16 protein-coding genes are annotated in these 18,982 nt (G+C 41.9%); 3 read left to right on the top strand and 13 right to left on the bottom strand.

Annotation, left to right across the window (positions count from 1 at the left end):
- Nucleotides 1-26: 26 nt before the first annotated feature.
- From RM553_RS18120 to RM553_RS18175, 12 genes are all read right to left on the bottom strand, one after another.
- Nucleotides 27-968 carry an N-acetylornithine carbamoyltransferase gene (locus RM553_RS18120; RefSeq protein WP_311536378.1) on the bottom strand — a complete coding sequence of 314 codons (942 nt, stop codon included), beginning with the start codon at nt 966-968 and terminating at the stop codon, nt 27-29.
- A 189-nt stretch (nt 969-1,157) separates the two neighbouring features.
- Nucleotides 1,158-2,285 (bottom strand): aspartate aminotransferase family protein, encoded by a 1,128-nt coding sequence (locus RM553_RS18125; RefSeq protein WP_311536379.1) that lies wholly within the window; start codon nt 2,283-2,285, stop codon nt 1,158-1,160.
- A gap of 2 nt (nt 2,286-2,287) precedes the next feature.
- Nucleotides 2,288-3,082, bottom strand: coding sequence for a pyrroline-5-carboxylate reductase (gene proC / locus RM553_RS18130; protein WP_311536380.1), 795 nt, complete (start codon nt 3,080-3,082; stop codon nt 2,288-2,290).
- 492 nt (nt 3,083-3,574) lie between these two features.
- The gene (gene argC, locus RM553_RS18135) at nt 3,575-4,540 is read right to left on the bottom strand and encodes an N-acetyl-gamma-glutamyl-phosphate reductase (protein WP_311536381.1); all 966 of its coding nucleotides are present in this window, start codon (nt 4,538-4,540) and stop codon (nt 3,575-3,577) included.
- A complete protein-coding gene (locus tag RM553_RS18140; protein WP_311536382.1) occupies nt 4,537-5,724 on the bottom strand; it encodes an argininosuccinate synthase in 1,188 nt (395 codons plus the stop codon). The genes argC and RM553_RS18140 overlap by 4 nt, the downstream gene beginning before the upstream one ends.
- Nucleotides 5,725-5,827: 103 nt before the next feature.
- Nucleotides 5,828-6,454 (bottom strand): GNAT family N-acetyltransferase, encoded by a 627-nt coding sequence (locus RM553_RS18145; protein ID WP_311536383.1) that lies wholly within the window; start codon nt 6,452-6,454, stop codon nt 5,828-5,830.
- 329 nt (nt 6,455-6,783) lie between these two features.
- Nucleotides 6,784-8,058, bottom strand: a complete 1,275-nt coding sequence (gene ilvA / locus RM553_RS18150; RefSeq protein ID WP_311536384.1) for a threonine ammonia-lyase IlvA — start codon at nt 8,056-8,058, stop codon at nt 6,784-6,786.
- Nucleotides 8,058-9,533 carry a ketol-acid reductoisomerase gene (ilvC, locus tag RM553_RS18155; RefSeq protein ID WP_311536385.1) on the bottom strand — a complete coding sequence of 492 codons (1,476 nt, stop codon included), beginning with the start codon at nt 9,531-9,533 and terminating at the stop codon, nt 8,058-8,060. Before ilvC ends, ilvA begins: the two co-directional genes overlap by 1 nt.
- Nucleotides 9,530-10,069: an acetolactate synthase small subunit gene (gene ilvN, locus RM553_RS18160; RefSeq protein ID WP_311536386.1), complete on the bottom strand. Its 540-nt coding sequence runs from the start codon at nt 10,067-10,069 to the stop codon at nt 9,530-9,532. The genes ilvC and ilvN overlap by 4 nt, the downstream gene beginning before the upstream one ends.
- Complete coding sequence (gene ilvB, locus RM553_RS18165) at nt 10,069-11,802, bottom strand: biosynthetic-type acetolactate synthase large subunit (protein ID WP_311536387.1); 1,734 nt, start codon at nt 11,800-11,802, stop codon at nt 10,069-10,071. Before ilvB ends, ilvN begins: the two co-directional genes overlap by 1 nt.
- Nucleotides 11,803-11,813: 11 nt before the next feature.
- Nucleotides 11,814-13,487 carry a dihydroxy-acid dehydratase gene (ilvD, locus tag RM553_RS18170; protein ID WP_311536388.1) on the bottom strand — a complete coding sequence of 558 codons (1,674 nt, stop codon included), beginning with the start codon at nt 13,485-13,487 and terminating at the stop codon, nt 11,814-11,816.
- A gap of 437 nt (nt 13,488-13,924) precedes the next feature.
- Complete coding sequence (locus RM553_RS18175) at nt 13,925-14,416, bottom strand: VOC family protein (protein WP_311536389.1); 492 nt, start codon at nt 14,414-14,416, stop codon at nt 13,925-13,927.
- 184 nt (nt 14,417-14,600) lie between these two features.
- Between RM553_RS18175 and RM553_RS19755 the strand changes: the two genes are divergently transcribed.
- The 3 genes from RM553_RS19755 (at nt 14,601) to RM553_RS18190 (ending at nt 16,462) form a co-directional block, all read left to right on the top strand.
- Nucleotides 14,601-15,095, top strand: coding sequence for a PLD nuclease N-terminal domain-containing protein (locus RM553_RS19755; RefSeq protein ID WP_432271476.1), 495 nt, complete (start codon nt 14,601-14,603; stop codon nt 15,093-15,095).
- A 249-nt stretch (nt 15,096-15,344) separates the two neighbouring features.
- Nucleotides 15,345-15,962 carry a hypothetical protein gene (locus tag RM553_RS18185; protein WP_311536391.1) on the top strand — a complete coding sequence of 206 codons (618 nt, stop codon included), beginning with the start codon at nt 15,345-15,347 and terminating at the stop codon, nt 15,960-15,962.
- A 44-nt stretch (nt 15,963-16,006) separates the two neighbouring features.
- Nucleotides 16,007-16,462 (top strand): cytochrome c oxidase assembly factor Coa1 family protein, encoded by a 456-nt coding sequence (locus tag RM553_RS18190; RefSeq protein ID WP_311536392.1) that lies wholly within the window; start codon nt 16,007-16,009, stop codon nt 16,460-16,462.
- Nucleotides 16,463-16,610: 148 nt separating this feature from the next.
- On the opposite strand, the gene katG is transcribed toward RM553_RS18190, so the two are convergent.
- Nucleotides 16,611-18,866: a catalase/peroxidase HPI gene (gene katG, locus RM553_RS18195; protein WP_311536393.1), complete on the bottom strand. Its 2,256-nt coding sequence runs from the start codon at nt 18,864-18,866 to the stop codon at nt 16,611-16,613.
- Nucleotides 18,867-18,982 lie beyond the last annotated feature (116 nt).

Here is an 18,982-nt window from a genome sequence, read left to right on the forward strand (position 1 = left end):
CTCTTCACCATTCACTTCTCCACTAATCACTCTTCCAGCAGCCTCCTCAAAACCGCCTGTGCCGCAAAAGTGCGGTTCCCGGCCTGTTGTATAACAACCGAATTATAACTATCCAGCACCTCGTCTGCAATTACAACGTTCCTTCTTACCGGAAGGCAATGCATAACTTTGGCATTATTGGTTATTTTTAATTTGTGTTCATTAAAAGTCCAGCTTCCTTTAACCTTTGGTTGCTGCCCGTATGCCGTATAACTGCTCCAGTTCTTCACATACACAAAATCGGCATTTTTCAAGGCCTCTTCCTGGTTGTGGGTTACCGGCACATTTTGGGTAATTTCCGGATTAAGGTCGTAACCCTCGGGATTGGCAATTACAAAATCCACATCTGATTTTTGCATGATTTCAGCAAAAGAATTAGGCACCGATTGCGGCAGGGCTTTGGGATGTGGCGCCCAGGTAAGGACCACTTTGGGCTTTTTGGTTTTCTTTAATTCTGAAATGGTAATGGCATCGGTAAGGGCCTGCAATGGATGGCCCGTGGCACTTTCGAGATTTACCACAGGGACTGAAGCATATTTTTTAAAGCCCCTTATTACCAGTTCAGCTTCATCTTTTTCCTTATCTTTTAATTCAGGGAAAGCCCGTACGGCAATTATATCGCAATACTCAGAAAGTACCGCCGCGGCTTCCTTTATATGTTCGGCCTTAGTGGAATCCATTACCGCGCCATCTTCAAATTCCAGCGCCCAACCATCTTTATCGGCATTCATCACCATCACCTCCATCCCAAGCAATTTCGCGGCTTTTTCTGTACTTAAACGGGTGCGCAGGCTCGGGTTAAAAAACAGCATTCCGAGCGTTTTTCCTTTTCCGATTTCTGCCGCCGTATTTTCCTTTTTTAGCTGAAGGGCTTCCTCTATTAATTCCTGTAAGTTATCAATGTCTGCTAATGTGATGTAGTTGTCCATTATTATTTTTTAATTTCTACTCCTCCTGCAAGGTCTTGCAGACCTTGTAGATATATCTTTGCTCTATTCTTTCCAATTATCCCAGAAGTTTTAAAACCAGCGAGGGCTACTTGTCCTAAAAATTTTCCTTAATACTATTATTTATTTGCCTTCTTATACACCTAAAAGGTTTTAAAAACCTTACAGGTATTACTTCAACGCTATTTTCAAAACATTAAAAAATACGTCAAAATGTTCTTTTTTAATATTTAACGGAGGTAAAATCCGCAGCAGCTTCTTATTAGAGGCCGCGCCGGTAAAAACCTGATGCTTGAACAGCAGCTCTTTGCGAAGTTGGGCGATTTCAAAATCGAATTCCAGCCCAATCATCAAACCTCTTCCTTTTACTTTTTTGATCTGCGGAATTTCATCCGCCTGGTTCTTTACATACTCAAATAAGTCCTGGGCATTTTTAAGCAACTGTTCTTTTTCGATAATATCAAGCACCGCAATACCGGCAGCACAGGCAAGATGGTTCCCGCCGAAGGTAGTTCCCAGCATCCCGTATTTGGGCTCAATATTTTTACCTATAAGGATTCCCCCAACAGGAAACCCGTTGCCCATTCCCTTAGCTATAGAAATAATATCAGGCCTTATTTCATGTTTCTGAAAAGCAAAAAAGTCGCCTGTTCTTCCATATCCCGCCTGCACCTCATCGGCAATCAGCACAGTTCCAAATTTTTTACATAAGGCTGAAGTTTTCTGGTAAAATTCACTGCTGGCTTCATCTAAACCGCCCACTCCCTGGATGGTTTCAAAAATCACCGCCGCTATATCTTCGTTTTTGAGCTCCTTTTCCAAAGCCACGGTATCATCGAAAGCTAATTTTATCACCTGATGGCCTTTATTGAATGGAGATTTTATAGCCTCATTGTCGGTCACGGCCACCACCCCGGAAGTCCTTCCGTGGAAAGCTTTATCAAAATAAATTACCTTATCTCTGCCGGTGTGAAAAGAAGCCAGTTTCAGGGCATTTTCATTGGCCTCAGCGCCAGAATTGCACAAAAACAAACTATAATTCTTTACTCCGGAAACCTTCTCCAGCTTATCGGCCAGTTCCTTTTGCAACGGATTTTTAACGGAATTTGAATAAAAACCCAGCTGCCTTACCTGTCCGCTTAGCGCATTTACATACGCCGGATGGGAATGCCCGATAGAAATCACGGCATGCCCGCCGTATAAATCCAGGTATTTGTTTTCCTCTTTATCAAAAACGTAGGCGCCTTCGCCCCTTATGGGAGTAATATCATAAAGCGGGTAAACATCAAATAATTCCATATTTAATTTTCAGATATATTGTTGATTTTCCTGAACGAAGCCTGAATGCCCTTAATCAGGGAAGAACTCAAACCGTTATGTTCCATTTCATTTAGACCTTCAATGGTACAGCCGCGCGGCGTGGTAACTTTATCTATTTCCTCTTCGGGATGGTTTCCCGATTCTATTAAAAGGCTTGCCGCGCCCAGGCAGGTTTGCATGGAAAGTTCGTGCGCGTCTTTCGCGTCAAACCCCAACTGTACGGCTCCCTGGGTGGTAGCGCGAATAAGGCGCATCCAGAAGGCGATTCCGCTGGCGCAAATTACCGTTGCGGCCTGCATTTTATTTTCAGGAATAATAATACTGCTTCCCAGGCGGTTAAAGATAGCCTCGGCAATGGCAATCCGTTTCTGCCCTTTTTCGTTACTGCAAAGGCAGGTCATCGATTTTCCAACGGCAATGGCCGTGTTGGGCATGGAGCGGATAATGAAATGTTCCTGCCCAACAATGGCTTCCATACGCGGAATTTTAAAGCCGGTGACGGTGGAAATCAGCACATGCTTATCGGTTAATGCATCCTTTATTTCTTCAAGGATCCTTTCCAGCTGGGTAGGTTGTACAGAAAAGATAAGAATGTCAGAATTCTTCACCGCTTCCAGATTATCTGCAGTTACCGTTACTTTTGAATATTCTTCATAATCTTTAATATCTTCCACCTTTCTTTTACTCAGGTAAAGGGTGGTAAAGGCATTGCTGAAGATAAGGCCTTTCGCGATGGAAATTCCCAGGTTCCCCGCACCTAAAATGGCTATTTTCATTATCTGTTATTTTAAATTTTGAATGATGAATTTTAAATTTTAAACCCAAACTTCATTAACTATTACTGATTGACTATAACTTTTTCCACCTCACCTGCACTTTTCACTGCCCACTTCCTTTCCCACAGATCCCAAAAATTTAAATTTTCACTTCAACTATTATTGCCTGTTATTTTAGATTTTGAATTACTGCTGATGCGTTCGAATGAGCAAATTAATTTTTGAACTGGATTTATTTTTTAAAACCTTGTTATTCATTAAATTATGATAAATAACAAATTGTTATTCCCATTCAAAAGTCAAAATCCATTTCAAATCCAAAAAAATCAAAATCATCAGAAACCCTGTAATCACTGGCTTCTGAGGGATTTATTCATTTTAAACGCATCACTACTAATTTTGAATGATAAATTTTAAATTTTGTCTGCCGGATCTTCCATAATTATCCACTCAAATTTTTCACTCTTTGACTTTTTACCTCATTGACTCTATTTAGAAATAATTCGCCTTCAGCTTTAAGCCTGCGGTTTCTTCAATGCCAAACATCAGGTTCATATTCTGTACCGCCTGGCCGGAAGCACCTTTCAGCAGGTTATCAATAATACTGGTTATTAAAAGTTTATCGCCAAATTTTTGTAATTTCAGTAAACATTTATTGGTGTTCACCACCTGTTTTAAATGCAGCTCCTCCTCTACCAAAAAAGTAAAAGCGGCATCTTTATAAGCTTCCATGTAAAGATCTTTTGCCTCTTCCAGGCTCCCCGAAAATTTGGTGTAGGCCGTGGCATGTATTCCTCTGGAAAAATTCCCCCTGTTCGGGATGAAATTTATTTGGGTTGAAAAACCCGGCTGTAGCAGGTTAAGGCTCTGCCCGATTTCATTTAAATGCTGATGCTCAAAAGCCTTATAAGCCGAAAAATTATTGTCCCGCCAGGTGAAATGAGTGGTAGGAGAAAGTGAAGTCCCTGCTCCTGTGGCCCCGGTAACGGCATTTACGTGCCACTCATCCTTTGTAAGCTTTGCCTTTGCCAGGGGTAAAATTGCAAGGCTGATGGCGGTGGCGAAACATCCGGGGTTGGCGATAAAATCTGCCTTTTTGATTTCTTCTTTTTTAAACTCCGGAAGGCCATAAACAAATGAATGCTTCCCGTCTGCCATTCTGTAATCGGTACTCAGGTCTACGATTTTTGTTTCTTCTGAAAACTGGTGTTCAGAAAGAAATTTAACCGAATTCCCATGCCCCAGGCAAAGAAAAACAACATCAATGTCTTTATCAATCTCCCCGCTAAACTGCAAATCTGTTTCGCCCAAAAGATCCTGATGGACTGCCGCCACAGGCTTTCCCGGCTGTGAAGTGCTGTAAACAAAATTGATATTTACTTCTGGATGCCTGAGTAAAATCCTGATGAGTTCCCCTGCCGTGTAACCTGCTCCGCCAATAATTCCCGCTGATATCATTTCTGCCCTTTTACGTGTTGATAAATCTTACCGGCATTTGCCAGTATTTTAATAAAGCCTTTGGCATCGTCTGCCGTCCAGGCTTTGTTTTCTTCCCCGTATTTCCCAAAGCTGCTGTTCATTAAATCGTTGCCGGATTTAATTCCGTCTAAGGTAAAGCGGTATGGGTGAAGTGTAACGAAGACCTCCCCAGTAACCTGCTCCTGGGAGCTTTGCAGAAATTTTTCAAAATCCCGCATCACCGGATCCAGATACTGGCCTTCATGAAGATGCGTGCCATACCAATTGGCGATATAATCTTTATGCTGAAGTTGCCATTTGCTGAGCGTATGTTTTTCAAGTAGATGATGCGCTTTTATGGTAATTAAGGCTGCGGAAGCCTCGAATCCCACCCTTCCTTTTATTCCAATTATGGTATCCCCAACATGAATGTCCCGGCCAACAGCATATTTGGAAGCAAGGCTTTCCAGGATCTCAATATTTTTTGCAGGCAGGTTTTCTTTGCCGTTCACCCCGGTAAGTTCTCCTTTGGTAAAATGAAGGCTGATTTCATTTGGTTCATTTTCCTGCAATTGTGAAGGATAAGCTTCTTCCGGTAAAGGTTTTTCTGAAGTAAGCGTTTCCGAACCTCCTACACTGGTTCCCCATAGGCCTTTGTTTATGGAATATTTGGCTTTTTCCCAGTTCATATCTACGCCATTGGCCTGCAGGTATTCAATTTCTTCCTGCCGGGTTAACTGCTTATCCCGAATTGGGGTGATAATTTTAATTTTAGGAGCTATGGTTTGAAAGATCATATCAAACCTTACCTGGTCATTTCCTGCGCCGGTACTGCCGTGAGCAATGTATTCCGCGCCAATTTCTTTCGCGTAATTAACAATTTCAATCGCCTGTACAATCCTCTCAGCACTTACTGAAAGCGGATAGGTGTCATTCTTCAATACATTGCCGAAAATGAGAAATTTCACCACCTTATCATAAAACGAAGCGACGGCATCAATATTTTTATAGGTTTTAGCCCCGATTTTTTCAGCATTGGAGCCTATTTTCTCAATCTCTTCCTGGGAAAATCCACCGGTATTTACACTTACCGCATGCACTTCAAAATTTTCTTCTTTAGATAAATACTTGGCGCAGTAAGAGGTATCTAAACCTCCACTGTACGCAATCACTACTTTTTTCATTTTAAATATTTTTTCGGCAGAATGCACGAATAATTTTTACTTGTTTTGCTCCCCTCCTTTTTTAGGAGCATGTTTAACCCTTCCGGTGTTCTATGGGAGCAAATCAGTTTTCGCTTTTTTCCTTTTTATAGAAAAGCGTCTGTTTTATATTTTTCAACCTTTTGAATGCCTTATCATTCATCGATTCTTTTTTCTCTGTATTTTTCTTCTTTTCAGGATCATACATCATGCCGGTACAAAGGCACATCTTGCGCTCCGTCCTGGTAAGAATATCGTAGTTCTTACAGGTCTGGCAGCCTTTCCAGAAGCTTTCATCATCGGTAAGTTCAGAAAATGTCACCGGCTGGTACCCCAGCTCGTAATTGATCTTCATCACAGCCAGGCCCGTGGTAATTCCGAAGATCTTTGCGGCAGGATATTTTTCCCGGGAATATTTAAAGATTACCTCTTTAATATCTTTGGCAAGCCCCCGGTTTCTATAATCGGGATGTACAATGAGGCCGGAATTGGCCACGTATTTTTCATGGCTCCAGGTCTCGATATAGCAGAAACCGGCAAACTTTTCACCATCCAGGGCAATCACCGCGTTTCCTTTTTCCATTTTGCTGATGATGTACTCCGGTGTACGACGCGCGATACCCGTACCGCGTACCTTGGCCGATTCTTCTATATTTGTACAAATGATCTCTGCGTAAGAAGCATGAGACTTATTAGCAATGACAATTTTCATGTGCTAAGAAATTAAGTTGAGAAAATTAATTCGATTTTTGTTTGCTGAAGAGGGAACCGGACTCACCTAAGTTCCATAAATGATACACGCACTTACGTGCGGGGGAAAAAGCGGCGCATGGGAGATGGTTCAGAAAGAATCCTGAAATCTGTGGTTATTAATATGTCGCTTAAATTTTTCAATGTAGATGTGATTTCAATAATATTACAAGAACGGTTGGAAATAACTGACTACCTGCGCCTACGCGGGCAGCGAAAACCTGGCAATATTATATCGTGTTGCGAAATCATGTTATAAATGTACATTAAATTTTTTACCCACAAAGCACTTCAGACTAAAAATTGAAACAAATTTGGCTTGTCGTTTAAATATTCTCCATAAAAGTTCTTTTTCTTCATTCGGTCTACAAGTGGTTCAAAATCAGCCGGGTCATTTAATTCGATACCTACCACTGCAGGACCATTTTCCCGGTGGTGCTTTTTAGAGTATTCAAAATGAGTGATATCATCGTTTGGCCCCAGTACTTTAGCAACAAATTCTTTTAAGGCCCCTGCCCTTTGCGGAAAACTAATAATGAAATAATGTTTGAGCCCGCGATAGAGCAAAGCGCGTTCTTTAATTTCGGCTGTCCTGGTAATATCGTTATTGCTACCGCTTACGATACATACCACGTTTTTACCTCTAATTTCTTCAGCAAAAGAATCTAAAGCGCAAATGGCCATGGCCCCGGCAGGTTCCACCACAATCGCATCCTGGTTATAAAGATCCAGGATGGTCTGGCAAATTTTGCCTTCGGGAACCGTTACCATCTTGTCAAGGTTTTCTTTACAGATGGCGAAATTTCGCGACCCCACCTTCTGTACGGCTGCACCATCAACAAAACGTTCAATCTGGGCCAGTTCCACCACTTTTCCTTCTTTTAAGGATGAAGTCATAGAGGCTGCGCCTTCCGGCTCTACGCCAATAATTTTAGTATTTGGGGAAAGCTGCTTAAAAACTGAGGATATCCCGGCCAGAAGTCCGCCTCCACCCAAAGGCGCAAAAACATAATCTATAGGCGCATCTGCCTGTTCCAGGATTTCCAGGCCTATTGTAGCCTGGCCTTCAATAACCTTTTCATCATCAAAAGGATGTATAAACACCTGCCCGAATTTGTCCCCATGCTTCATGGCATTTTTATAGGAATCGTCGAAAGTATCGCCCTTCAGAATCACCTCAACCCATTCCCCGCCAAACATCTGTGTTTGCTCCACTTTTTGGCGCGGAGTGGTAATGGGCATATAGATGACGCCTTTCGCCTGCAATTTATTACAGGCGAAAGCCACACCCTGGGCATGATTTCCCGCACTTGCGCAAATCACGCCCTTATCCAGCTGCTCCTGCGGCAAACTCGAAATTTTGTTATAAGCCCCCCTAATTTTATAGGAACGCACCTGCTGTAGGTCTTCCCTTTTCAGCAAAATACGCGCATCGTATCTTTTGGAATAGGTAAAGGAATCTGCCAGTGGCGTTTTAACCACCACTTTAGAAATCCGTTCCGCGGCATCTTCTACCGCTTCCATTTGGGGTTTATATATTTTTTCGTTTGCCAGCAAAGTTTCCATTATGTGTATATTTTTTTCATGGCGGTCATCGCCTTTCTCAACACTCCTCCTACTTTTTCCACAGGATGGTTTCTTATCTCGTCATTAACCGCAATCAATTCCTGGTTATCCACTCCGGTATAGTCGGTTCCATAGGATTTGCCAGCCACTTCGGGCTCAAGGCTGTTTATATAATCTTTGATAAGCGGTTTGGCGGAATGATCAAAAAGATAGCATCCATATTCGGCCGTATCAGAAATAATACGGTTCATTTCGTATAATTTCTTTCTCGCAATGGTATTGGCTATAAGCGGTGTTTCATGCAGGGACTCGTAATAAGCCGATTCTGCAATGATCCCTGCTTCAACCATCGTTTCGAAAGCAAGCTCCACACCCGATTTTACAAATGCCACCAGTAACACTCCTTTATCAAAATACTCCTGCTCTTTAATTTCTTCTGAAGTTGCCTCGGTTTTCTCAAATGCTGTATTTTCTGTTGCGGCTCGCCATTCCAGCAATTCCTTATCATCGTTTGCCCAGTCTTCCATCATACGGCTGCTGAAGCCTCCGGAAATAATATCGTCCATATGCTTCTGGAAAAGCGGTCTCATTTGCTGCTTCAGGTCTTCTGAAATTTCGTTCGCCCTGATTTTGGCAGGATTGGAAAGCCTGTCCATCATATTTGTAATTCCACCGTGTTTTAAAGCTTCAGTGATGGTTTCCCAGCCGTACTGAATGAGTTTTGCCGCGTAGGAAGGCTCCACGCCATCGGCAACCATTTTATCAAAGGTAAGTATGGAACCTGTTTGGAGCACCCCGCATAAAATGGTTTGCTCCCCCATTAAATCTGATTTTACTTCAGCTACAAAAGAAGAGGCCAAAACCCCGGCTTTATGCCCTCCTGTTGCCACTGCATAGGCTTTGGCCCATTCAAACCCGATGCCCTGCGGATCGTTTTCAGGATGCACGGCGATAAGAGTTGGTACACCAAAACCTCTTTTATACTCTTCCCTAACTTCGGAACCGGGAGATTTTGGAGCGACCATAATCACGGTAATATCGTCCCTTATCTGCATTCCCTCTTCCACGATATTGAAACCATGGGAATAAGAGAGCACCGCGTCTTTCTTAATGTGGGGCAAGATGGCTTTAACCACAGAGGTATGCTGCTTATCGGGGGTAAGGTTGATCACCAGGTCTGCCTGAGGGATCATCTCTTCGTAAGTACCCACTTTAAAATTGTTTTCTGTTGCGTTTTTCCAGGACTGGCGCTTTTCCTTAATCGCACCTTCACGCAGGGCATAAGAAATATCGAGACCGCTGTCCCTCATGTTAAGTCCCTGGTTAAGTCCCTGGGCCCCGCTGCCCACAATAACTATTTTTTTATCTTTTAATGCAGCCACCCCATCGCTGAATTCATCCAGCGCCATAAACCGGCAGGTTCCCAGCTGGGCTAATTGTTCACGTAAAGAAAGGCTGTTAAAATAGTTTGTCATGATATTGAATTTGTTGTATTAAATTTTTCTAATATTCCTGATATTGGCATTTCGTTTTTGGTTACCGCGATCGTTCCCGATCTTACAAACTGCATTAACCCGTATGGTTTTAGAATTTCATACAGATGGTCTACTTCATGACGCTTCCCGGTTTTTTCTATTACAAAAAAGTCTCTTGTAACGGTGACGATCCTGGCGTTGGTTTCTTTGATAAAATCCTGGATACTATGGTCATCCAGAAAATCTTCAGATTTGATTTTATAAAGGGCGGTTTCCTGGAAAATGGTTTCCTTATCGGTATGATAGAATGCTTTAATCACTTCTATCTGCTTTTCGATTTGCCCCACGATTTTCTTGATCTGCTCTTCGGTTACATTCACAATAATAATGAAGCGCATCACATCGTTCACCTCACTCGGCGAAGCGGTAATACTTTCAATATTGATGTGCCTTTTCAGGAAAATTGCCGCAATCCTGCTCAATAACCCCAAATTGTTTTCCGTATAAATAGAAACGGTATAATTTCTCTTTTCCATTATTCCAATAGTATTTCTGAAACTGCAGCTCCCGTTGGTATCATCGGGAATACATTTTCTTCCTGTTCAACTCTTACTTCGAGGAAATAGGCTTCTTCAGATTCCATCATTTCCTTAACAGCGTCTTTTAAATTTGCCCGCTCGGTCACCTGCTTGGCTTGTATATGGTACCCCTTGGCAATGGTCACGAAATCCGGATTGGTCATTTCGGTAGAGGCGTACCTTTTATCAAAAAACAGCTGCTGCCACTGCCTCACCATGCCTAAAAACCCGTTGTTCAAAACCACGATTTTCACCGGTACTTTGGTCTGGAAAATGGTTCCCAGTTCCTGAATGGTCATCTGGTAACCGCCGTCTCCAATAATGGCCACAACGTCCCTTTCTGGCGCTCCCATTTTTGCGCCTATAGCAGCAGGAAGCGCGAAGCCCATGGTGCCCAATCCTCCGGAAGTAACATTGCTCCGGGTTTTGTTGAATTTTGAATAGCGGCAGGCCACCATCTGGTGCTGCCCCACATCGGAAACGATTACCGCATCCCCTTTGGAGCATTTATTGATTTCATCCAGAACCTCGGCCATTCCAATTTTGCCACGTTCGGCGTTTAGGTCGTTTTTGATGATCTTATCAAATTCGATATTATAATGATCTTTAAATTGCTGGTGCCAGGCTTCATGTTTATTAGGCTTGAGCAGTTCCAGTAACATTTTTAGAGTCTCTTTTACATCCCCCAAAACCGGAATATCGGCATGCACATTTTTATTGATTTCGGCAGGGTCTATTTCAAAATGGATGATATTGGCCTGTTTGGCATAATGATCTAAATTTCCTGTAACCCTGTCGTCAAACCTCATCCCAATGGCAATTAAAACATCGCATTCGTTGGTGAGCATATTAGGGCCGTAATTGCCGTGCATTCCCACCATCCCAACATTAAGCGGATGCTCTGTAGGCAAGGCTGAGAGGCCCAAAATGGTCCAGGCTGCGGGAATTCCCGCTTTTTCTACAACCTGCTTCAGCAAAGATTCGGCACCGCCAAGAATTACGCCCTGCCCCCAAACGATCATTGGTTTTTTGGCATTGTTGATGGCTTCGGCGGCCCTTTCCACCTCAAGAAGGTTTACTTCAGGAAAAGGTTTATAGCTCCTTATCCCCGAACATTTTTTATAGCTGAACTCCAGCGATGCAAACTGGGCATCTTTGGTAATATCTATTAACACAGGACCCGGCCGCCCAGATTTGGCAATATAGAAAGCTTTTGCCAGCACTTCAGGAATTTCTTCGGCTTTGGTTATCTGGTAATTCCACTTGGTAATGGGTGTTGAAATCCCCACAATATCGGTTTCCTGAAAAGCATCGCTGCCCAGCAGGTGCGAACCCACTTGGCCGGTAATGCAAACCATGGGCGTGGAATCGATCTGCGCATCGGCGATACCGGTAACAAGATTGGTAGCTCCCGGCCCTGAAGTAGCAACAGCGACCCCCACCTTACCGCTCACTCGGGCATAGCCCTGGGCAGCATGGGTAGCGCCCTGTTCATGCCTGGTAAGGACGTGATGAAGCTTGTCCTGATATTTGTACAATTCATCATAAACGGGCATAATCGCGCCGCCGGGATAACCATAAATGGTATCCACTCCTTCTTCCAACAGGCATTTAATTACCGCTTCGGCCCCGGAAACTTTAGTTGTTGTCCCGGTGGTCTTTTTTTCGAAACTCGCTGTCTTTACTTCCATAATTCACCGTATTAAAATTCATCGGTCACACAGCCCTGTGAAGCCGAAGAAACCGTTCTCGCGTATTTATATAGCACTCCTTTTTTAAATTTTAAGGCTGGAGCTGCCCAGTTTTTCTTTCTTTCGGCAATTTCTTCTTCTGAAAGTGCCACTTCAATTTTATTCGTTTCAGCATTGATGGTAATTTCATCACCATCCTGAAGAAAAGCAATCAGTCCGCCTTCCTGGGCTTCGGGTGTGATATGCCCCACCACGAAACCATGGGTCCCGCCGGAAAATCTTCCATCGGTAATAAGTGCTACATCCTTGCCCAATTTCGCCCCCATAATGGCAGCGGTAGGCTTCAGCATTTCGGGCATTCCCGGGCCTCCTTTAGGGCCTTCGTAGCGAATAACCACCACGTCGCCTTTTTGAACCTTTCCTTCAGAAATACCATCATTCGCATCATATTCACTATTAAAAACTCTTGCTTTTCCGGTAAACTGAAGGCCTTCTTTTCCTGTAATCTTTGCCACGGAACCTTCTTCAGCTAAATTCCCGTATAAGATGCGGATATGCCCGGTTTTTTTGATTGGGTTATCCAAAGACCTTATCACATCCTGCCCGGCATCCAAATCTGGCAATTCCGCCAGGTTTTCAGCTAAGGTTTTACCGGTAACCGTAAGACAGTCGCCATGCAGCATGTCATTTTTCAGCATATATTTTAATACAGCCGGGATTCCTCCCACCCTGTGAACATCTTCCATCGCGTATTTCCCGCTGGGTTTTAAATCGGCAATAAAAGGAGTGCTGTCGCAAATTTTTTCAAAATCGGTCAGGCTGAAATCTACTTCCGCGGCTTTGGCAATTGCCAGAAAATGCAGCACCGCGTTCGTGGAACCTCCAAGGACCGTCAATAATCTTATGGCATTTTCAATGGATTTTTTATTTACAATATCCCGTGGCTTGATGTCCTTTTCAATTAAAAGCTGCATGGCTTTTCCCGCCTCGATACTTTCTGCCCGCTTCTCTTCTCCCACCGCGGGATTTGATGAATTATAAGGCAGAGACATTCCCAAAGCTTCGATTGCCGAAGCCATGGTATTGGCGGTATACATCCCACCACAGGCACCTGCACCGGGGCAGGCTTTTTCAATTACGCTATCGTAATCTTCATCACTTATATCTCCTGAAACCTTGGAGCCCCATGCTTCAAAAACCGAAACCACGTCCAGTTTTTTACCATTATGGCAACCAGAGGCTATTGTCCCGCCATAAACTAAAACCGCAGGGCGATTTATGCGTAACATTGCCATAAGCGCGCCGGGCATATTTTTGTCACAACCAACTACGGTCACCATCCCATCATAAGACATCGCATTTACCACAGTTTCCATAGAATCGGCAATAATGTCGCGGGATGGAAGGGAGTATCGCATTCCCGGGGTTCCCATGGAAATCCCGTCACTCACACCAATGGTATTGAAAATAAGCCCCACCAGTTCGCTTTCATTACAACCTTCTTTTACCAGTTTGGCGAGATCATTTAAGTGCATATTACAGGGATTTCCTTCATATCCTGTACTTGCAATCCCCACAAAGGGTTTATTAAAATCTTCTTTTGTTAATCCTATCGCATGTAACATCGCCTGCGCGGCGGGTTGGGAATCGTTTTGGGTTAAAATTTTACTATACTTATTATTCATTCCTGTGTTGATTCGCTTTTAATTAATTTCACGTATAAAAATTAAAGTTAACAGCTTATAAGAAGTCACTTTTTCAATAAAAACTAAGGAAATTACTTTCAAAAAAAGTTAAACCTGTACAATTATTTGATTTACAGGTATTTAACTAAAGTTTTGTTACGATAGCTGGAAAAAAATCATGATAAGACATAATCTCAAAAGAGGATTGAATTTTTCTGAAAATAAAGGCAGAATAAGGCCTTCTTGTATGCAATTGCTAAAATTATCTTATTAAAATGAATAATATCTGTGTAAATTTTTCAATAACATAATATTCCATAAAATTCAATTTAAAGATCGATAACGGATTTTTTTTACAAAATTGATCTAGCTGATATAACCATATCTCTACACAAGAGACCATATTTATTTAACACAACCTGGCCTTTTGACTTACATCAATTTAATTCTTCAAGTAAATTCTGAAGCCGAAGAGGGCGCGTATACATTTTCACGGAGCCATCTGATTTTCGCGGCCATTCTTCCCGTGGGCGATCCCAATACAATTCCACGCCGTTGCCATCGGGATCGTCCAGATAAATAGCTTCAGAAACACCATGATCTGCAGCACCGGTTAAAGTATAATCACGTTCCAACAACCTGTTGAGTACCACCGCCAGCTCTTTTCTTGACGGATAAACAATTGCGGTATGATATAGCCCAACTCCGTGGCGGGAAGCTTTTGGCGCGTCTTTACTGTTCCAGGTATTAAGACCTATGTGATGGTGATAACCACCAGCCGATAGAAAAACTGCCTCCTCCCCTAGCTTTTCAGTAATTTCAAAACCCAGAAGTCCGTGGTAAAATTCCAGGGACTTGTCCAGGTTAGAAACTTTTAGATGCACATGCCCAATCCTGGTTTGGGAGGGAACTTTATATAGCTTTTCCATAGATAATGTTTAGGCGGTACGAATTTGAGATAAATTCGATAATATAATAAACCAGGAATGAAGTTCTTTTTATTTTAAGAAATTTCTTAGTTTTATATAAACCAGTATGAAATATCTTCCACCCTACTGCTTTTCCTATTGGAACTTAATATCCCTAACAGTCACCTGACCTAACAATAATTTTATGCGAAAAATTACAATTTTTATTCTGCTCTTTATTTTTTCTGTCCTACACTTTTCTTGTGGAAAGAATTATAAAGAAATTTCTCAACCGGAATTCATCACTACCGTTCTTCCGAAAATAGAAGTACGTAAAGTTGAAGTTAAGAACGATGAATCCATGTTAATTTATACAAACGAGGCTGAAGCCTACAAGGTTGAAACAGGTTCAACAATTTCCACAGAGGACCTTTTAGAAAAAGTAACTTCAGCAAATACCGGTGCAACCGTAACATATACTTCAGTACCACGTAGTCTTCCGTTCCTGTTAAGCATTTGGCCATTTTTATACCTTCTCTTTCCTTTCATAGGTCTTCTCCATATAATATTGTTATGCTTTTCCCTAAGAAAAATAATTAAATCTAAAATCCCTGCTACGGAAAAGCTTGTTTATGTTGTTATTTCCATATTTTTTCCATTTTTTGGGCCTATCATTTATTTAACCTCCCACAAAAACTAAAATTACCTTTTTTACATTTAGCACAGCAGTAGAAAATGATAACTCCAAAAAGTTCAAGAGCTTTAGAGAATATCCATTATTAAAAGCTGGTATTCAACAAAACAAAAACAAAAAAAATTTCCCATAAAAAATGAACAGAATCCTATTACTCCTTTTCCTATTGATAAACATGGGCACATTTAGCCAAACCACCAGAATTGATACCCTTAGGCTTAGCTCAGTTCATATGAAGAAGAAGGTGAAAATGGTATGTCGGGCAAGATTCAGTATCCAATCATTATGACAGAAGACAGGCAAATTGACTCCTTAATAAACAATGATTTGATAAGAAAAATGACTTCTAATAAAGACGCAACAAAACCAATAGATTCTACTCTACTTCAATGGGCAGGAGACCAGCTAACCTACCTCAGCTTCGAGGTAACCTATAACAAAAAAGGAATTTTATCCCTTCGTACATTCGGGGAAGCTTGTGGAGCCTATTGCAGCAATTGGACAGAATATTTCAACTATTCCACAACAAGTGGAAAACCATTAAGTATTGCTTCTGTAATTGAAATTAAGGATGAGTTTAAAGAAAGTATTTTGACAAAGATAGAATCTGAATATGAGCAGCAGCAAAAGGAGCTGAAAGAGAGACTGGACGGCAAAAATACCACACTTGATGAGAGAACTTATAATTGGGTTTTAGAAGAATACGAAAAATGCCAGGAAAATTTCCAATTAAGGACTTTTGCACTTTATAACGATCATCTAGAAATAATTGATGAATGCTCACTTCCACACGCCATAAGAAGTATGGGCATACTTTCTCAACTGGAATATCCGTATCGAGAGATCAACGAATATTTAAAAATACGCTTATAGTATATCAAGCGCTTCAGGTGAAAAAAAGATAACAGAATATAATTATGAATAATGAATTAACTGAGCAAAAAGGCTGGTGGAAATCCTACTGGAAATGGATCGTCGCAGGCAGCGCGATAATCCTTCTGCTCTTTACCGCTGCTTTCTTTTCCTCGTCCTCGGGATTAGACAATATTGCCACAGATTTGGTACAGGCTTATGCTGATCCTAAACTTTATGATGACGCCATTAAAAAAGCTCAATCCAACCCAAAAATAATTAGTGCATTGGGACAAATAGAACCAATTGATAAAATGACAATTTTGGAAGGGGAGGTAAAATTCAGCAATAACAATAATACGGTTAGTTCCACCATCCGCATTACCGGAACTAAAGGAAAAGCCAAAATGGATATTTCAGCAAAACGGGGAAACGATAAATGGGATTATTCAAAAATCAACATCCGCATAAAAAATCCTACTGAGAAAAAACAAACCATTGAAGTGCTGACAGAAGAATAATTAAATTATTTTTTCACTTCAGCTAAGGCAAAATCAGTAAAGCCTCCATAAATTCCCTTACTGAGCATCCATAATAATAAGTAAAAAATGTAAAAAAGGTGAACCTTAAACGGCTCACCTTTTTATTCCAACTATAAATGTAACAGAATTATTTCAGGTCAAAACGGTCACTTTCCATAACCTTTGTCCAGGCAGCAACAAAGTCATTCAGGAATTTCTCCTCTCCGTCACTGGTTCCATAAACTTCAGCTAAGGCTCTTAATTCTGAATTAGAACCAAAAATAAGGTCTACACGTGTACCCGTCCATTTTACTTCTCCTGTTTTACGGTCACGGCCTTCAAATTCCTGTTGATCCTCAGATTTTGCTTTCCAGGTGATGCCCATATCCAGAAGATTTTTAAAGAAATCGTTTGTAAGGGTTCCCGGGCGATCGGTAAACACTCCCAGTTTTGAACCATTAAAATTGGTATCCAAAACCCTCATACCACCTATAAGAACCGTCATTTCTGGAGGAGTAAGGTTCATTAATTGCGCACGGTCCACCAGCAATTCTTCAGTTTGCGTAGAAAATTCACTTCTCTTATTCACGTAATTTCTAAACCCATCTGCAACAGGTTCCAGCACAGCAAAGGCATCTATATCTGTATCCTCCTGTAAGGCATCGGCACGGCCGGGAGTAAAAGGTACTCCAATATCAAAACCGGCGTCCTTAGCGGCCTTTTTCAAGCCTACACAACCTCCAAGAACAATAAGGTCTGCCAGGGAAACTTTTTTATTGCCAGATTGGGAATTATTAAATTCTTCCTGAATGTCCTCCAGTTTCATAATAACCTTTTGCAATTCCTGCGGATTATTCACTTCCCAATAGTTCTGAGGCTCTAAGCGAACCCTCGCCCCGTTGGCACCACCCCGTTTATCAGAATTTCTAAAGGTAGCGGCTGATGCCCATGCAGTGGAAACCAACTGGGAAACAGTTAGCCCGGAGTCAAGGATTTTGGACCTTAGCTCCTTTACATCTTTATCATCAATTAACTCGTGATCTACCTCCGGAATAGGATCCTGCCATATAAGTTTTTCCTTGGGCACCTCAGGCCCTAAATATCTTTCTTTTGGCCCCATATCCCTGTGGGTCAATTTATACCATGCCCTTGAGAAAGCTTTGGCAAACTCATCGGGATTTTCATAATATCGCCTGGAAATTTTTTCATAAGCTGGATCTTCCTTCAGGGCAAGATCTGTGGTAAGCATAAATGGCGCATGTTCTTTATCAGGATTATGCGCATCTGGAACTGTACCTGCACCAGCACCATCTTTTGGTTGCCATTGATAAGCACCACCGGGACCTTTAACACATTCCCAGTCATATTTAAATAAATTATCAAAAAACTTATTGCTCCATTGCGTTGGAGTATCTGTCCAGGCTCCTTCAATACCACTGGTAATAGTATGTTCTCCTTTTCCGCTTCCAAAAGAATTTTTCCAGCCAAGGCCCATTTCTTCTATACTTGCACCGGCAGGTTCTGCCCCTACATATTCAATAGCATCTGCTGCCCCGTGTGTTTTTCCGAAGGTATGACCACCCGCAATTAGTGCCACGGTTTCTTCATCATTCATAGCCATACGCCCAAAGGTTTCACGAATATCGCGCGCAGCTCCCACAGGATCGGGATTCCCATTAGGCCCTTCAGGATTAACGTAAATAAGGCCCATGTGGGATGCAGCAAGCGGATTTTCCAGGTCGTCGCCGCTGGCGTACCGTTCTTTATTCCCTAACCATTCTCCTTCAGAACCCCAGTAAATATCTTCTTCTGGTTCCCAAATATCTTCCCGGCCACCGGCAAAGCCAAAGGTTTCCAGTCCCATTGATTCCAGGGCGCAGTTTCCGGCCAGGATCATAAGATCTGCCCAGGAAATTTTCCTTCCATACTTCTGCTTTACCGGCCAAAGCAACAATCTTGCCTTATCCAGGTTGGCATTATCCGGCCAGCTGTTCAAAGGAGCAAAACGCTGGGAACCTGAACTGGCTCCACCTCTACCGTCACCTATTCTATAGGTACCTGCGCTATGCCATGCCATTCGAATAAAGAATGGCCCGTAATGGCCGTAATCCGCAGGCCACCAATCCTGAGAATCGTTCATCAGGTCAAAAAGATCTTGTTTTACAGCTTTTAAATCAAGCTTTTGGAATTCCTCGGCATAATTGAAATCCTCATCCATAGGATTGGAAAGGGAAGAATGCTGACGAAGAATTTTTAAATTTAACTGGTTTGGCCACCAATCCTCATTTGAAGTACCGGTACCTGCAGTAAAGTTTAGCGCTCCCCCCATAAAAGGACACTTACTGGACTCATTTACCTCCCAGACCTTGTGATTGCCTGGTTTCTCATGTTTGTTATCTGCCATTTTGGAAAGTTTTAATTAAAATTAATAATAATAAAATTATAATAATTTGTAGCAATGGATTTATATTTAAGATAACTAAATTCTATCGACAATAGAAGTAAAACCTATTGCTCTAC

Source organism: Autumnicola tepida (genome assembly GCF_031846485.1).
GTDB classification, from domain to species: Bacteria; Bacteroidota; Bacteroidia; order Flavobacteriales; family Flavobacteriaceae; genus Autumnicola; species Autumnicola tepida.